Annotated in this window: 14 protein-coding genes; 9 read left to right on the top strand and 5 right to left on the bottom strand. The window is 69.7% G+C overall.

The features are described 5' to 3' along the window. Positions 1 to 495: 495 nt before the first annotated feature. Together FSYMDG_RS01515 and FSYMDG_RS01510 are read left to right on the top strand one after the other, a co-directional pair. Entirely contained in the window at positions 496 to 1446 is a 951-nt protein-coding gene (locus FSYMDG_RS01515; RefSeq protein WP_013871871.1) for a TIGR03854 family LLM class F420-dependent oxidoreductase, read from the top strand. A 338-nt stretch (positions 1447 to 1784) separates the two neighbouring features. After that, positions 1785 to 2348: a hypothetical protein gene (locus FSYMDG_RS01510; RefSeq protein WP_013871869.1), complete on the top strand. Its 564-nt coding sequence runs from the start codon at positions 1785 to 1787 to the stop codon at positions 2346 to 2348. A gap of 120 nt (positions 2349 to 2468) precedes the next feature. Here the strand turns inward: FSYMDG_RS01510 and FSYMDG_RS01505 are convergent, their stop codons facing one another. The 3 genes from FSYMDG_RS01505 to FSYMDG_RS01495 form a co-directional block, all read right to left on the bottom strand. Then, the gene (locus FSYMDG_RS01505; RefSeq protein WP_013871868.1) at positions 2469 to 3512 is read right to left on the bottom strand and encodes an NAD-dependent epimerase/dehydratase family protein; all 1044 of its coding nucleotides are present in this window, start codon (positions 3510 to 3512) and stop codon (positions 2469 to 2471) included. Between the two features lie 131 nt (positions 3513 to 3643). Then, the gene (locus FSYMDG_RS01500) at positions 3644 to 4798 is read right to left on the bottom strand and encodes a sensor histidine kinase (protein ID WP_013871867.1); all 1155 of its coding nucleotides are present in this window, start codon (positions 4796 to 4798) and stop codon (positions 3644 to 3646) included. 38 nt (positions 4799 to 4836) lie between these two features. After that, positions 4837 to 5556, bottom strand: coding sequence for a response regulator transcription factor (locus tag FSYMDG_RS01495; protein ID WP_050803275.1), 720 nt, complete (start codon positions 5554 to 5556; stop codon positions 4837 to 4839). A 365-nt stretch (positions 5557 to 5921) separates the two neighbouring features. Here FSYMDG_RS01495 and FSYMDG_RS01490 point away from each other — a divergent pair, with 365 nt between their 5' ends. Genes FSYMDG_RS01490 through FSYMDG_RS01480 form a run of 3 tightly spaced genes read left to right on the top strand, consistent with a single transcriptional unit; the run spans position 5922 to position 8028 of the window. Next, on the top strand, positions 5922 to 6581 hold the full coding sequence (locus FSYMDG_RS01490; protein WP_013871865.1) for a glycosyltransferase family 2 protein: 660 nt from the start codon (positions 5922 to 5924) through the stop codon (positions 6579 to 6581). 11 nt (positions 6582 to 6592) lie between these two features. Then, positions 6593 to 7276, top strand: coding sequence for a TIGR04282 family arsenosugar biosynthesis glycosyltransferase (locus FSYMDG_RS01485; protein WP_013871864.1), 684 nt, complete (start codon positions 6593 to 6595; stop codon positions 7274 to 7276). Then, entirely contained in the window at positions 7273 to 8028 is a 756-nt protein-coding gene (locus FSYMDG_RS01480; RefSeq protein ID WP_013871863.1) for a class I SAM-dependent methyltransferase, read from the top strand. Before FSYMDG_RS01485 ends, FSYMDG_RS01480 begins: the two co-directional genes overlap by 4 nt. Here FSYMDG_RS01480 and FSYMDG_RS01475 read toward each other — a convergent pair. Both FSYMDG_RS01475 and FSYMDG_RS01470 read right to left on the bottom strand, forming a co-directional pair. Beyond that, on the bottom strand, positions 8004 to 8519 hold the full coding sequence (locus FSYMDG_RS01475) for a hypothetical protein (RefSeq protein WP_193353083.1): 516 nt from the start codon (positions 8517 to 8519) through the stop codon (positions 8004 to 8006). The two genes, FSYMDG_RS01480 and FSYMDG_RS01475, sit on opposite strands and share 25 nt — an antisense overlap. Further along, on the bottom strand, positions 8516 to 9727 hold the full coding sequence (locus FSYMDG_RS01470; RefSeq protein ID WP_013871861.1) for a molybdopterin-dependent oxidoreductase: 1212 nt from the start codon (positions 9725 to 9727) through the stop codon (positions 8516 to 8518). The genes FSYMDG_RS01475 and FSYMDG_RS01470 overlap by 4 nt, the downstream gene beginning before the upstream one ends. A gap of 114 nt (positions 9728 to 9841) precedes the next feature. On the opposite strand from FSYMDG_RS01470, the gene FSYMDG_RS01465 reads away from it, so the two are divergent. From FSYMDG_RS01465 to FSYMDG_RS01450, 4 genes are all read left to right on the top strand, one after another. Beyond that, positions 9842 to 11449 carry a DUF2029 domain-containing protein gene (locus tag FSYMDG_RS01465; RefSeq protein WP_013871860.1) on the top strand — a complete coding sequence of 536 codons (1608 nt, stop codon included), beginning with the start codon at positions 9842 to 9844 and terminating at the stop codon, positions 11447 to 11449. Between the two features lie 165 nt (positions 11450 to 11614). Beyond that, positions 11615 to 11992: an RNA-binding S4 domain-containing protein gene (locus FSYMDG_RS01460; RefSeq protein WP_013871859.1), complete on the top strand. Its 378-nt coding sequence runs from the start codon at positions 11615 to 11617 to the stop codon at positions 11990 to 11992. Positions 11993 to 12224: 232 nt separating this feature from the next. After that, a complete protein-coding gene (locus FSYMDG_RS22480) occupies positions 12225 to 12824 on the top strand; it encodes a TetR/AcrR family transcriptional regulator (protein ID WP_013871858.1) in 600 nt (199 codons plus the stop codon). A 148-nt stretch (positions 12825 to 12972) separates the two neighbouring features. Beyond that, on the top strand, positions 12973 to 13815 hold the full coding sequence (locus tag FSYMDG_RS01450) for an alpha/beta fold hydrolase (protein WP_013871857.1): 843 nt from the start codon (positions 12973 to 12975) through the stop codon (positions 13813 to 13815). The last annotated feature ends 338 nt before the right edge of the window (positions 13816 to 14153 follow it).

Genomic DNA, 14153 nt, shown 5'->3' with positions numbered 1-14153 from the left:
GCTCCTGCGTCAGGGCGAGTAGCCGTCCGGGCGGTTTGAACAGCCCTATCCAGTGATGCACCTCATCATGTGAGCTCAGTCACGAATCCCGCATCACCCTTAAGAGAGCTTTTCCTACTCCCATGAGAGGCCGGTCGTACCTGTCGAGATGACGGACCTACCCGCCGCGAGGACAGGCTCACCAACCGAACGGAGCGGGTTCGCCCACGGGTGGCCGCCTCCCATGGATCTTGCCGACCGGGCCATCGCGGGACCGATCGAGGACAGACGGCTGGCGGTCACCGCCGGAGCGCCCGGTCTGGCCGCGGCAGCGCCTGGCCGGTCCACCCCGACGCGACACTCGGTATCGCACGTGTAGCTGATACTCGCCTTCAGGCTCCGGCCAGGCCATCTACCTCAACGGCGGGTGAAACGCCGAACCCGTCGGTGGACGGTTTTCCCGCACGCCGCTGCCCGGCGAGGAATGCGCCGGCCGGGGACCGGCTTGGACGGGATGTGAAGGTACGGATCGGGATCGCGCCGGGAGCAGGCCGCAACGAGAATCCGGAGAATCTGGAGGAAATCGCCGGCCGGCTCGACGAAATCGGAATCGACTCCCTGTGGCTGTCGGAGATCGTGTCCTCGCCGGCACCGGACCCGATGGTCGGCCTGGCCTACGCTGCCGCGCGGACCCGTCGACTCAAGCTGGGCACCGGGGTGTCCGTCCTGCCAGGGCGCAACCCCGTGCTGTTCGCCAAGCAGCTCGCCACTCTCGCGCGCCTCGCCCCTGGCCGGATCCTGCCCGCTGTGGGCCTCGGCCCGGCGCGGGCGGCCGACCGCGATGCCTTTCCGCTTCCCTCGCCCGTGCCGCCTTCTCCTGCTCCTGCGCCGGCGCAGGAGAGAGGGCCTGGTGGTCCCGGGCAGCGCGGAGCGGTGTTCGACGAGGCGCTTGTCCTGCTGCGCCGCCTGCTGACGGAACCATCGGTGACGTTTCACGGTCGGTACTTCACCCTGGACGACGTCGGTATCGGTACCCTGCCCGCGAAGCCCCTCGACATCTGGCTCGGCGGAGCCGCGCCCGCCGCGCTGCGCCGTGTCGGCCGGCTTGGCGACGGTTGGCTGGCGTCTCTGATCACGCCATCCGATGCCGCCAGGGGGATCGCGGCTGTCGCAGCGGCGGCCGACGCGGCCGAGCGGACCGTCGATCCCGAGCACTACGGGTTGAGTATTCCTGTCGCGTTGGGTGACGGAATCCCACCTGAGCTTGCCGCCACGCTCCGGCGTCGGCGGCCGGACGCCGACCCCGCAGCCCTCGTTCCCGAGGGTTGGGACGCGCTGCGGCGCCGTATCAGGGACTACGTCGCGGTCGGGATGAGCAAGTTCGTGGTCCGGCCGGTGACGTCCCCGCCGTCCTGGAGCGATTTCATCGACCAGTTCGCCACCGAGCTGCTGCCGCTGGAGACCTGACGGCCCCAGCCCCCGGTGAGCGGTGGATGGTGGCGCGGCCGGCCGGCCCGGCTGTTCTCCGCGGCGTCGCCTCGCTGTCCGTGACCGACACCATCAACATCACCGCCGGGCTACGGCTGCGACATCACCTGCCTCGCCTGCCTCACTATCACCCTGAGTGACCTATTTGAATCTTTATGATCTGCTGACAGGCAACTTTCTCCTACACCGCGTTCCAGCAGCAGACGTAAAACTGTCGCCTATATGCCAGTAGTAGCTAATCGGTCGCCCAAAGTAAGACAATGCTCTTGGCGGAGAAATCACGTCCAGGATGTGATCGACAACCACCAGGAGGAGTCATGAGCCGTTGGGAACTGGCGAGCCGGAGCCGGATACGCGCCTTCCGTGAAGGCCCGTTCGTGCTGATCGTCGCCGAAGGCGAACTGCCCAACCCCGGCTATGAGGTCGACATCGCCAAGAGCCTGCTACGCATCTTCCCGCAGCAGTTCAATCTCCTGCGTCGCGCGAAGCCGGGCATCTTCCCGCAGCATGTCACGCCGTATCGCTACGCCGAGACGGTCCGCTACCCCGAGGACCAGGACACGATCACGGTTCATCACGCCGACGGCACCGACCGCGTCGACATCGAGCCCACCGGCAAGGAACTGGCCAGCTTCGTCGCAGCTGTCCGCGGCGGCGCCGACCGGCCCGCCCTGCCAGCGGAGGCCCAGGAGGCCATCGGCCTGTCATCCAAACTCAGCTTCGACGAGGCGTTCGCCAACGCCGTGGCCAACCTGCCGCCGTCGGACGCCATACTCGCCGACGCGCTGGCCCGCGTCCAGGTACTCGAGATCGGTGGCCTGTTCGGCGGCTTCGCCGGTTTCCACCACCTGTTCGTCCGGGTCAGCCGCACCATCACCTGACCGTCGTTCGACCGTGATGGCAGGCCGTGTGCCAGAAGGACCACATGCCGGAAGGAACGGCATCCCGAAGCACGAGGCCCACGGTCGCCGGGGAGCCGGGAACGAAAACGCCGTGGATCGTCATCCGCGCAGCGGATCGCGGGCGAAGGCATTCACTCCTTCGTCGAAGGTGACCCGGGGCTGATAGCCGAGGAAGCCCCGGGCCAGGGCGGACGAGGCGGTGACATGCCGGACGTCACCGGCCCTATACAAGCCGGTGACGACAGGCGCTGCCCCACCGAAAACCCGCGCCAGTACCGAGGCCATGTCGCCGACGCTGTGCGGCTCGCCCGAGCCGATGTTGAGCGGTACGAGCTCGCCGAGTACGCCCGGGTGTCGCAACGCGTGCAGGTTCGCCTGCGCGACATCGTGGACGTGGACGAAGTCACGTAGTTGTCCACCGTCCTCGAACACGCGTGGTGGCTCTCCCCGTTCCAGTGCGCTGCGGAAGATCGACGCGACACCGGCGTACGGGGTGTCCCGGGGCATCCGGGGGCCGTAGACGTTGTGGTAACGCAACGCCAGGACGCTGCCGCCGGTGGCGGTGGCCCACGCGGCGGCAAGGTGCTCCTGGGCGACCTTCGTGGCCGCGTAGACGCTCTTCGGCTCCAGCGGCGCGTCCTCGGCGACAAGCGTCGGCTCCAGCGGACGGCCGCAGCTCGGGCACGGCGGCTCGAACCGGCCGGCAGCCAGCTCGGCCGGCAGCCGCGGGCCCGGGCGCACCGGCCCGTCGGCCGGGCAGCGGTAGCCACCTTCGCCGTAGACCACCATCGAACTCGCCAGCACCAGGCGCCGTACTCCGCGACGGGCCATGGCAGCCAGCAGCACCGCGGTGCCGAGGTCGTTGTGCGCGGCATAGGCCGGCAGATCGTCGAGATCGACTCCCAGACCGACCATGGCGGCCTGGTGGCAGACGGCGTCCACGCCGTCGAGCGCGGCTTCGACCTGGGGCCGGTCGGTCACGTCTGCGACGATCAGCTCGGCGGCGGCGTTCACCTCGGGCCTGCTCCGATGCACCGCCGGCAGCAGCGCGTCGAGGATCCGAACGCTGTCGCCAGCCGCCACAAGCATGTCGACCACGTGGGAACCGATGAACCCGGCGCCGCCGGTAACCAGGATGCGCATACCCACGGACGCTAACGACTCCGGAGCGCTCCGGATCTTACGAACCAAGGAAGCTGGAACCGAGGAAGCCCGCGGAGACCAGGAAATCCGGAAAACAGCGTGCGTCCGTCCAGATGGCTGGGGAACGTTGTTCAGGCGGCCGGGAGCGCGACGACGAAGCGGCAGCCACCCCGATGGTTGTGCACGGTGACGTCGCCGCCATGGGCTTCGACGATCCCACGGACGATCGCCAGCCCGATCCCCGAGCGCACCCGGAGCTGGTGGGGATGATCGCCGCCGCCGGGAGTCCGCGCCACCTCGCCGCGGAAGCCGAGTTCGAACAGGCGGGGAAGATCGTCGGTGGGGATACCGCCACAGCGGTCGGCCACGGCGAGCAGCGCCCGGTCCCGAACGGTGTCCGCTTCGGTGGTGACCTCCACCGTCCCGTCGTCCGGGGTGTGCCGGACTGCGTTGACGAGCAGGTTGGTCAGCGCCCGTCCGACTTCGGTCGCGTCAGCGATGACGAACACCGCATGATCGGCGGTGCCGGTGAGGGTGATGCCCTTGGCCCGCGCGATCGGGTCCACGACGGCGATCGCGTCCGACACGAGGTCGGCGAGGCACACCTTCTCAAGGGTCAGCCGGAAGGCCCCGGCCTGCAGCCGGGCCAGTTCGAACAGGTCGTCGACCATGCCGGTCAGTCGCTCGGCATCGGCAAGTATCAACTGATGGTAACGATATATTGTCTCACTGTCGGTCACCAGGCCGTCCCGCAGGGCCTCCGCTGTCGCTCGGATTCCCGCCAGCGGGGTCCGCAGATCATGGCTTGTCCAGGCCACCAGCTCGCGCCGGCTGGCTTCCAGCGCCCGCTCACGGTCACGCGCCGCTACCAGTCGGACGTGGGTGGCATCCAGCGTACGTGCCAGCGTGGCGAGTTCGGCCGTTGGGACGCGGGCCGCTCCGTGATAGCCGGCCTCACCGAGAGTGGCCGCGGCGCCGGTCAGCATGGTGGTGGCGGTGACGACCGGCCGCCCCAGCCGCACCGCGGCGGCGGTGGCGACCACCGCCGAGACAGCGAGCACGATCAGCACGACCCGCAGGTCGTGCTGATCGTGCTCGGAAAGGAACATCGCCCGCGCGGTACCGGCGACCCCCACCGCTACCGCCACCACCGGCACGACCGAGAGCGCCGCCACCGTGGCCCACAGTGGCCGTCTCCGCAGCAGGCGCAGCAACGGCACCCCCGTCAGCGCGGCCACGGCCGAACAACCAAGCGCAATCATCACGACCTGTAGTTCGGCGCTCATCGCACCCCCGCTCCGCCGCGCTCTCCGCTCATGATTCTTTATGTTTCGTAGACGACAGATGCGTCATCGGTATGCCTCGGTGGCGTCTGGTCGTACCGGTAGCCGACGCCCCACACGGTGACGAGCATCCGAGGGGCGGTCGGATCGTCCTCGATCTTCTCCCGCAGCCGGCGGATGTGGACGGTGACCGTCGAGGGGTCGCCGTAGCTCCATCCCCATACCTGTTCCAGCAGCTCGGAGCGGGTGAAGGCACGGCCGGGATGGCGCAGCAGAAAAGCCAGCAGATCGAACTCACGCACCGTGAGGGAAAGCGCCACCCCGTGCCGGGTGACGGTACGGGCGGCCGCGTCCACGACCAGCATGCCGGCATGCAGCGCACCGGATGCCCGCGGCGGCTCGGCCGCCCTTCGCAGCACGGACCGCACCCGCAACGTCAGCTCACGCGGCGAGAACGGTTTGGTCACGTAGTCGTCAGCGCCCGTCTCGAGGCCTGCGACACGGTCCGCCTCCTCGCCCCGCGCGGTCAACATGATCACCGGTACCGGCCGCTGTTCCCGCAGCCGGCGGCAGACTTCGATGCCGTCGATGCCCGGGAGCATCAGGTCGAGCACGACAAGATCCGGCACGGTGGTCTCGGCCATCCGTAACGCCGTGAGGCCGTCCGCGGCGCGGTCGACGTCGAAGCCCGCGTTACGCAGATACCGGTCGACGACCTCGGCCACGGTCGGGTCGTCGTCGACGACGAGGACACGGGTCACGCCGTCACGATAAGGGCCTGACAACCGGTTGCGACAAGCTTGAAGAGCAGCTTCTCCATTTCGTAATCCTTCAGGCGACCGTCCGAGGATGGCGGACCGAGGAGCCAGGGAAGGGATGTGGATCCGGCGCTCTTCCAGCAGCGGCGGATCCACGTCCTTTCGACTCCTCAAGGTGGCCAAGGCGGCCGGTTGGGCCTTCGAGCCTTTCTGGGACGGCTGGTGGGGCGGGCTGCTTCACGACGGGCGGGTTCCGCGGAGTGGAGCTGAACGGAGCGAGGCAGGGCAGAGAGCGTTTCTTGTCCCGTAAGGGTCGATCAGGGGCTTCCACTCCTACAGTCACGCTTATGGTTGCAGAAAGTGACAAAATGTGGTTTTCGGTGGACGTCGTCCTGCCCTGTCTGAACGAGGCCGGCGCGCTGCCCTGGGTCCTGGACCGGATGCCGTCCGGGTACCGGGCAGTCGTCGCGGACAACGGCTCTCGTGACGGATCACCCGCACTGGCCCGCAAACGCGGGGCGATCGTGATCAGTGTGCCCGAACGCGGCTACGGAGCGGCGGTACACGCCGGCTTGCTTGCCACGAACGCCGAGGTGGTCTGCGTGTGCGACGCCGACGCGTCCCTGGACCCGGCCCAACTGCCCCGTCTCGTCGACGAACTGCTGGCCGGACGCGCCGAGCTGGTGCTCGGGCGACGGCGGCCGACCTCTCCACGGGCCTGGCCGCCGCACGCCCGGCTCGGCAACTCGATCGTCGCCGGACGGCTGCGCCGCCGCGGCGTACCCGTCCGCGACCTGGGGCCGATGCGGGCCGCCCGCCGCGACGACCTCCTGCGGCTGCCGGTCGCCGACCGCCGGTTCGGTTACCCGTTGGAGCTGCTCCTGCGGGCGTCACAGGCCGGCTGGCGGATCGTCGAGATCGACGTCGACTACCGTCCGCGGGTCGGCCGGTCGAAGGTGACCGGTTCGCCGCTCGGCACGGCCCGGGCCGTACGCGACATGTCCGCGCTCCTGGCGGGCCTGCGGTGAGGCTGCTGGTGGTGGCGAAGGAACCTGTGCCCGGCCGGGTCAAGACCCGGCTGACACCACCGTTCAGCCCGGCGCAGGCGGCAGCCGTGGCCACCGCCGCGATCGCGGATACCCTGGCCGCGGTCCGCGAGCTCGGCTGCCTTCCCGGTTTCGGCCGGCTGCGTCCCAGCCTCGTCCTCGACGGCACCGTAGGCCCGTGGCTGCATGTGCCGGAGGGCCCGGAAACACCGGAGGCACCGGGGGGACCGGCCGCGTTCGAGGTCGTGCCGCAGGTGTCCGGGCCGTTCGACGCCCGTCTCGCCGCCGCGTTCGACGGGAGTGACGGCCCGACGCTGCTGATCGGCATGGACACCCCACAGGTGACGCCGGCGCTGCTGGCCGACGCCTGCCTCGCGCTGGACTCCGCCGACGCGGTGTTCGGCCCCGCCGCCGACGGCGGCTGGTGGGCGCTCGGCCTGCGACGCCCCGACGGCGAGTTGCTGCGCGGCGTCCCGACCTCCCGCCCCGACACCGGCGCGCGGCAGCGGGTCCGCCTGTCCGAAGCCGGCCTGCGGGTGGCGACCCTTCCGGTCCTGCGAGATGTCGCTACCGCCGCCGACGCGGCGGCGGTAGCGCGGATCGCGCCAGGTGGACGGTTCGCCGCGACGCTGCGGAGCTTCCGGACAGGTCACACCAGCCCGGTGGCGATCCCGTGACCGGCAGCCAGGCGCTCACAACCGTTCATGGCCGGTGCTGCCCCATCGCCGTCTACGAGAACGGACTACGGTCCGTATCAGGGAAGTTATGGATACGTCATACCGACGGGCGGCGGGAGCCTCTGCCGGTCGGCCGTTGGCGCGGTGGCGTCAAACCGGGTGACGCATCTCTGCTGCGTCGATGTAACGGGCCGACTCTTGACGTCGGCTGCGGCCCCGGCCGCCTTGCCGCGGCGCTGACCGGCTGCGGGATACCCACCCTCGGCATCGACGTGGCCCCGTTCGCGGTGGAGCTCGCCCGCCGCGCCGGCGCGGTGGCACTACGACGTGACGTGTTCGACCACCTGCCCGGCGAAGGGCGGTGGGCCGTGCTGGTCCTCGCTGACGGGAACATCGGAATCGGCGGCGACCCGGCCCGGCTGCTGCGCCGCGCCGCCGAACTGCTCGCCCCCGCCGGCCGGGCGCTGATCGAGCTGGAACCGCCCGGGACGCAGACCGGCACGTCCCTGATCCGGCTGGAGGGGCCGGACGGCCGGCTGTCACGGGCCTTCCCCTGGACCTTCGTGGGCATCAGGGAGATCGCCCACCTCACCGTGGACGCCGGCCTGCGCGTCACGGAAATCTGGCGCAGCCAGAACCGTTACTTCGCCGTCCTGTCCGCCATGCGCCATGCGCCTCGACCCTTTCCACCAGACAGTCGAAAAATCCCGGATCAGATCAGAAGCTGCTATCTGGAGGAGAACCTGGCGTGAAGCGCACGACAGATGATCACGACGGCAGCGCACGCCCAGATCAGGCCGAGGACGATTCCGAGGTTGCGCCCGTACGGCAGTGGGTTGACCGAGGGATTGTCAGCTGACCCACCGTAACCACGCCACAGGGGCAGCGACGCCAGGGCGACCGCCGCGCTGACCACCGACGCCCCCTGCGCCACCGCCCGGTACGGTGCCGGGACCAGCCTGCCGAGCACGAATCCCGCGGCCATCGTCGCCGGGACGACCAGCAGGTCGTGGAGCGCGATCCCGCCGATCAGCCACGCCGCCGCGTTCGGCGGATTCGTGGCCGGCCGACCGTCGACCAGGCCGTGGATCCCGTATCCGATCGCGGCCAGGCCGGCGGCCACCACCAGGACGCGCAGCACAGCCGCGGCCATCGGGCCCGCGCCCACCGGGCCGGTGGGACGCCCCTGGCCAGCGGGCTCTTCCTGGCCGTGGGTGTGCGGCACCGGTCCCTGCCCGTTCACAGCATCACCACCCGGTGCACCCACTTGGTCTGCAGGACACCGGGCCGGTTCGGCGCGATCAGCCGCGCCGGGTATCCGTGGTCGACGTCCAGCTCCGCTCCGTTGAGGACGGTGGCCAGCAGGGTCAGCGGGTCCCGGGCGTGCGGCGGGCGCACCTCGCTGGTCCGGTAGGCCCCGCCCGCCTCCAGGGACTCCACCTGTACCGTCGCGTCCGCGGGAACACCGGCGGCATCCAGCAGGTCCCGCAGCCGTGGACCACGCCAGGTGGCGTCCGCGGCCCAGCCCTCCACACACGTGATCGGCAGCTTCGACTCGTGATGGGGAAACGCCCGCAGCCCGTCGAGGGTGAGGGCGAACGGACGCGGGCCGGCCACCTCCAGCCGGTAGCCAGGGTCACGGGCAACCGCGGTGACCCTGGCCGCCACCGCGGTCCTGTTGACCGGCAACCCCTGCGGGCCGATGTCCGGCCGGCGTGTCCCGAGCAGGTCGAGCCCGGCCAGGCCCGGCACCCACTGCCCCGCGGTCGTCGCCGCGATGACACCGGCGGCGCTGGTGACGGCGATACCGAGACCGCGCCGGGACAGCCCGTCGCCCGGTGGCTCGGGAGCGCTCACCCGGTCCGTGAGGTGCTGCCGGGCGTTCCGGCCGCGGCCCACGTTCGCCCGCACGACCGCGAGTTTCGCGACGACGTGCACGCTCAGCGCGCCGATCGTGATCCAGGCAACCCAGTAGTGGGTGGCGGTGAAGAAGAACCGGAACCGGTACCACTGGGCGGTGTCCGCGATCCCGGTGGCCAGTTGGAAGACGGCCCCGGCGATCAGCGGCACGATCGACAGCCGCTCCAGGGCGTGGACGGCCGAACGCACCGGCGGCCATTCCCACAGCCGCGGATACACCGTCCACAGTTTCACCAGCAGCAACGGGACGCACACCAGCCCGGTCGTCACGTGCAGCCCCTGCGTCACCCGGTACAACGACACCGGGCGGGACGGCCAGAGGTACCACGACGGCGGATGCTGCATGAAATGCGACACCAGCCCGGTCAGAAAACACACCCCGAAGGCGATCCCGAGCCAGACACCCAGTAACGAGGCGACCCGCGGGTCGTGCAGACGACTGGTGAAGGCGTCCGCGCGCAACGGCCCGCGGCGCGGTATCGCGGGCGGCCGTGGAAAGCGTCCGGTGAACAGGCCGATGACTGGTCGCACACCCGCACGGTAGGTCGGCGCACGCCCCCGCCGGCCCGGCCGAAGCCTTACGAAACGGAGAAACCGGCCGCGAGAACACCCTGGTCACTCGAAACGGCTGCCAGGGTCGAGCCCATGCCCCGCACCTTGCGCGTACCGTACGCACCGCGGACGGCCCGGCCCGTCGCTGTCCCGGGGCTCGAGCACACCCACGCACGAACGGCACGGGCACGAAGACGGACGGCGTCGGTTACCGCCGCTGTCGGGCTGGTGGGACTGCTCGCGGTGCAGGCGGCGATCCTGCGCCAGCCCGGCTACCTGCCCAGCCGGGCGGGCGTGCTGTACCTGACCATGCTCTGGTGGGTGCTCGGCGTGGCCACCGCGGCCCTGCTGCTGTGCGCCGCCCCCCGCCGGCTCGCCGTCGGGCTGCTGCTCGCCGGCACTGTCAGCATCCATGCCGTGGCGCTCACCCGCGGCCCGCAGCTGTCCGACGATCTCTACCGTTACGTCTGGGACGGTCGGGTGCAGGCGGCCGGTATCGACCCGTACCGTTACGGCCCGCTCGATCCCGCGCTCACCCACCTGCGTGACCGCTGGCTGTTCCCGGACCCGGCCGGATGCGCCGCCATCGGACGCGGCCCGGACTGTATCCGGTTGAACTATCCCCGAGCGCACACCGTCTACCCTCCAGTGGCACAGACCTACTTCACCGTGCTGCATTTCCTGCCCGGCCCGCCGCGTGAACACAAGACGCAGTTGTACGCGTCGCTGGCGTCACTGGCCCTGGTCGGGCTGATGATGACAATGCTGACGGCGCGGGGCCGGGATCCTCGGCACGCCGGCTTCTACGCCCTTTCGCCGCTCGCCGGTCTCGAGATCGGCTCCGACGCGCACGTGGACGTCCTCGCCGCGCTGCTCGCGCTCGGTGGCATCGCGCTTCTCACCCCGCGGCGCCGTCGTCCCCGGCCCGCTGTGGCCACACGGGCAGGTGGAGCCAACGGGATCCGCGCGGCCGGTGAAACAACCGGTATGACGAGGGAAACCGGCATGGCCGAGGAGACGCCCAGCCGCCGCCGGACCTGGCTCGCCGGGAGTCTGCTCGCGGCGGCGGTGGCGGTCAAGCTGTACCCGGCGCTACTCCTGCCGGCAGCCGCCCGACGCCGCCCGGTCACCTTGATCGGAGCGACTGTCACGATCGTCGGACTCTTCTACCTGCCCCACATCCTGGCCGTCGGACCAGCGGCCCTCGGCTTTCTTCCGGAGTACCTCAACGTCGAGGGATACGGCCGGGGCAGCCGTTTCCTGCTGCTCACGGCTCTCGGCATCGACGGGGCCGCCGCCAAGGCCGCCGCCGTGTCGGCGCTGGCCGCGGTCACCGTGATCGTTCTACGCAGCGACCCATACCGGGTTCCCCTCGAACGGGCCGCGCTGTGGCTCGTCGGGGCCGCTTTTCTCATCGCCACTCCGGTCCAGCCCTGGTACGGAATCCTGCTGGTGGCGCTCGCCGTTCTCGCCGGTCAGCTGGAGTGGCTCGCTGTCGCGGCCGCCGGCCATCCTGTGTACGTGTCCCTGTTCACGGATCTGCCCGGCGACGCCCGGACGCTGCGAATCCTCTCCTACACCGTCGCCGCGCTCGTCGTGCTCGTCGCCGCCCTGCTGCGCCGACGGCGACGCGGCATCCAGCCACCGCACATGTCGGTCGGCGCAGGCGTGACGGTGAACTCCCAGGCGGACGGACGGTGAACAGACCGCGTGGACGAACAGGAGATCCCGACGGGGATTCGTGATCATCGCCCACCGCCGTGTACCGAGGCCACGCGGGCAGGGCGTGGGTACCGGTCTTTGCCTCCCGCCTTGTCCTCCGCCCGGTTGATGACCAGGCGGCTGTCGGATTCGTAGAGTCGTGTCATGGCGGCGCAGGAGGGGAGCGTACGGGTCGACGCCTGGATCTGGTCCGTACGCCTGGTCAGTACACGGTCGCAGGCGACCGAGGCCTGCCGCGCCGGACATGTTCATCTCAACGGCGAGCGGGTCAAGCCGGCCCACACGGTGCGCACCGGGGACGAGATACGGGTGCGGCACGCCGGGCGCGAGCGGACCATCGTCGTCACCCGTCTTCTCAGCAAACGGGTCAGCGCGACCGTCGCCGGAGAATGCTTCATCGACCGCAGCCCGCCGCCGGCACGGGAGGGCGTCGCGGCGGCAGGTGCCCGCGACCGCGGCGCGGGGCGCCCGACCAAACGCGACCGACGCGCCCTGGAACGCCTGCGCAACCGCGACCGGTAAATTACGGTCAAGCCGCGCCCAGGTCCGGACGGGCCTGGACGGGCTCACCGACTCGAGGTGAACGGTCGTTTCCCGAACGGCACGGGCTCGCGACGACAGCGTCAACCGTCGCCAATCTGACAACAGCCGTCCGCATCCTTTTTGAAGGAAGCACTCGTGAGCTCGCCGAAGCCGCCTACGACATCGGACACATCACCGGCCAGCGAAAACGACCGTTCCGTACACTGGGTCGATGAAGCGCGAGCAACAGATCCTCCAGGCGGCGGAAAAGCTCTTCTACGAACGTAGTTTCGACGGCGTCGGAGTCGATGCGATCGGGAAGGAGGCCGGGGTCACCGGGTCGGCCATCTATCGACATTTCAACAGCAAGGACGAAATCCTTTCCGTGCTGTTCGACCAGGCGGCCGACGCGCTGCTGGCCAAGGTCGGGGAGCCCATGGACGACCCGCGGGAGGAACTGCTCCGGCTCATCCAGGCGCATGTCGAGTTCGCGGTGAACCACCAGCGCCTGGCGGGGATCTGGGCACGGGAGCAGCGGGCGCTGGCGCACGCCGACCGGCGCAACTTCCTACGGCGCCAGCACCGCTACCTCGACCGGTGGATCGCCTGTCTGGATGCCTGCTTCCCCGGCCATTCGCGCGACGAGCTCGTTTCCGCCGTCCAGGCCGTGCAGGCGCTGCTCATGTCCGACGCGACCCGTCCCCCCGGCGGCAGACGCGCGCCACGGCTGCGGGCTCTGTTCACGGACATGGCACTGGCCAGCCTGACCGCGCTGACAAAGCCGGCCGCCGAAGCCGCTCCGCCCCCGTCCACCGCCGCGATCGCCGGATAGCGCCCCCGCCCGTCGACGGGGCCGATCGCCCGGGGCAAACCGGGCATCCCGCACGGCGGGGACAACGTGCGGCTCGGACGGATGCCGCACGACCCGGCCGGGTACGACCGCTGCCAGCGGCCGTGTACATCCGCGCAAGGGGGAGAAAATGCCTTACATAACCGTCGACCAGGAGAATTCTGGCGATATCGATATTTATTACGAGGACCACGGATCCGGCCAGCCGGTCGTACTGATCCATGGTTTCCCGCTCGACGGGGCATCGTGGGAGAAGCAGATCCCGATGCTGTTGGACGCCGGCTATCGAGTGATCCACTACGATCGGCGGGGGTTCGGCCGGTCCAGTCAGCCAGCGATCGGCTACGACTACGACACGTTCACCGCCGACCTGAACGCGCTGATCGAAACACTTGACCTGCGTGACATCGTTCTGGCCGGCTTCTCGATGGGCACCGGCGAGATCACCCGCTATCTCGGGGCGTACGGCACCGACCGCGTCGCCGCCGCGGCCCTGTTCGCGCCGCTCGCGCCATACCTGCTGAAAACCGACGACAATCCCGAAGGCGTGCCGGCAGCGGTGTTCGAGGAGATCAAACAGGCCATTCGCGACGACCGGTTCGCCTACCAGAAGGATTTTCTCGACAACTTCTACAACATGGACGTCTTCGGCGGTACCGCCCGCGCCAGCGAACAGGTCTGGCAGCACGGCTGGGCCGTGGCCGTCGGCGCCTCGGCACTCGGCACGTTGCGGTGCGTCGACGCGTGGTGCACCGACTTCCGCGGTGACGTGCCCGCGCTGTCGAACGTTCCGCTGCTGGTCGTGCAGGGCACCGAGAACCGCATCCTGCCCATCGACAACACCGGACGCCGGTTGCGGACCCTGGTCAGGAACGTGCAGTACCACGAGGTCGATGGCGGCCCGCACAACATCGGCTGGACCCACGCCGAGGTCGTCAACCCGCTCCTCCTCGGCTTCCTCACCAAGCAGTGACTTCCCGGCCGGCGACTTCCTCCCGGCCGGCGGCTTTCCGGCCAGCTCTCGCCGGCCGGAACGGGAACACGCCCGGGGTGTGCCCGGCCCGCGTACGCCGGTCGGGCACACCTCCGCAAGCAGCTATGACCGTCATGAATCCGACCTGTCACCCATCTGGCCAAAGGCGGGATCGTTCAGGGCAGCGGGATTCATTGTCGCAATCCCTTCAGACAGACAGCTAATACCGAACGCTACAACCCGACAGCGGAGCGTTCTCATAAACTCTGAACACTTCCTGAACGCAGGGCTCAGGTGATCAGCCCACGCTAGGAGTGAATCAGACGTGCCGCTGGGGT

The sequence above is a fragment of the Candidatus Protofrankia datiscae genome (assembly GCF_000177615.2).
GTDB lineage: Bacteria > Actinomycetota > Actinomycetes > Frankiales > Frankiaceae > Protofrankia > Protofrankia coriariae.
This window is presented reverse-complemented; position numbering and strand designations above follow the sequence as displayed.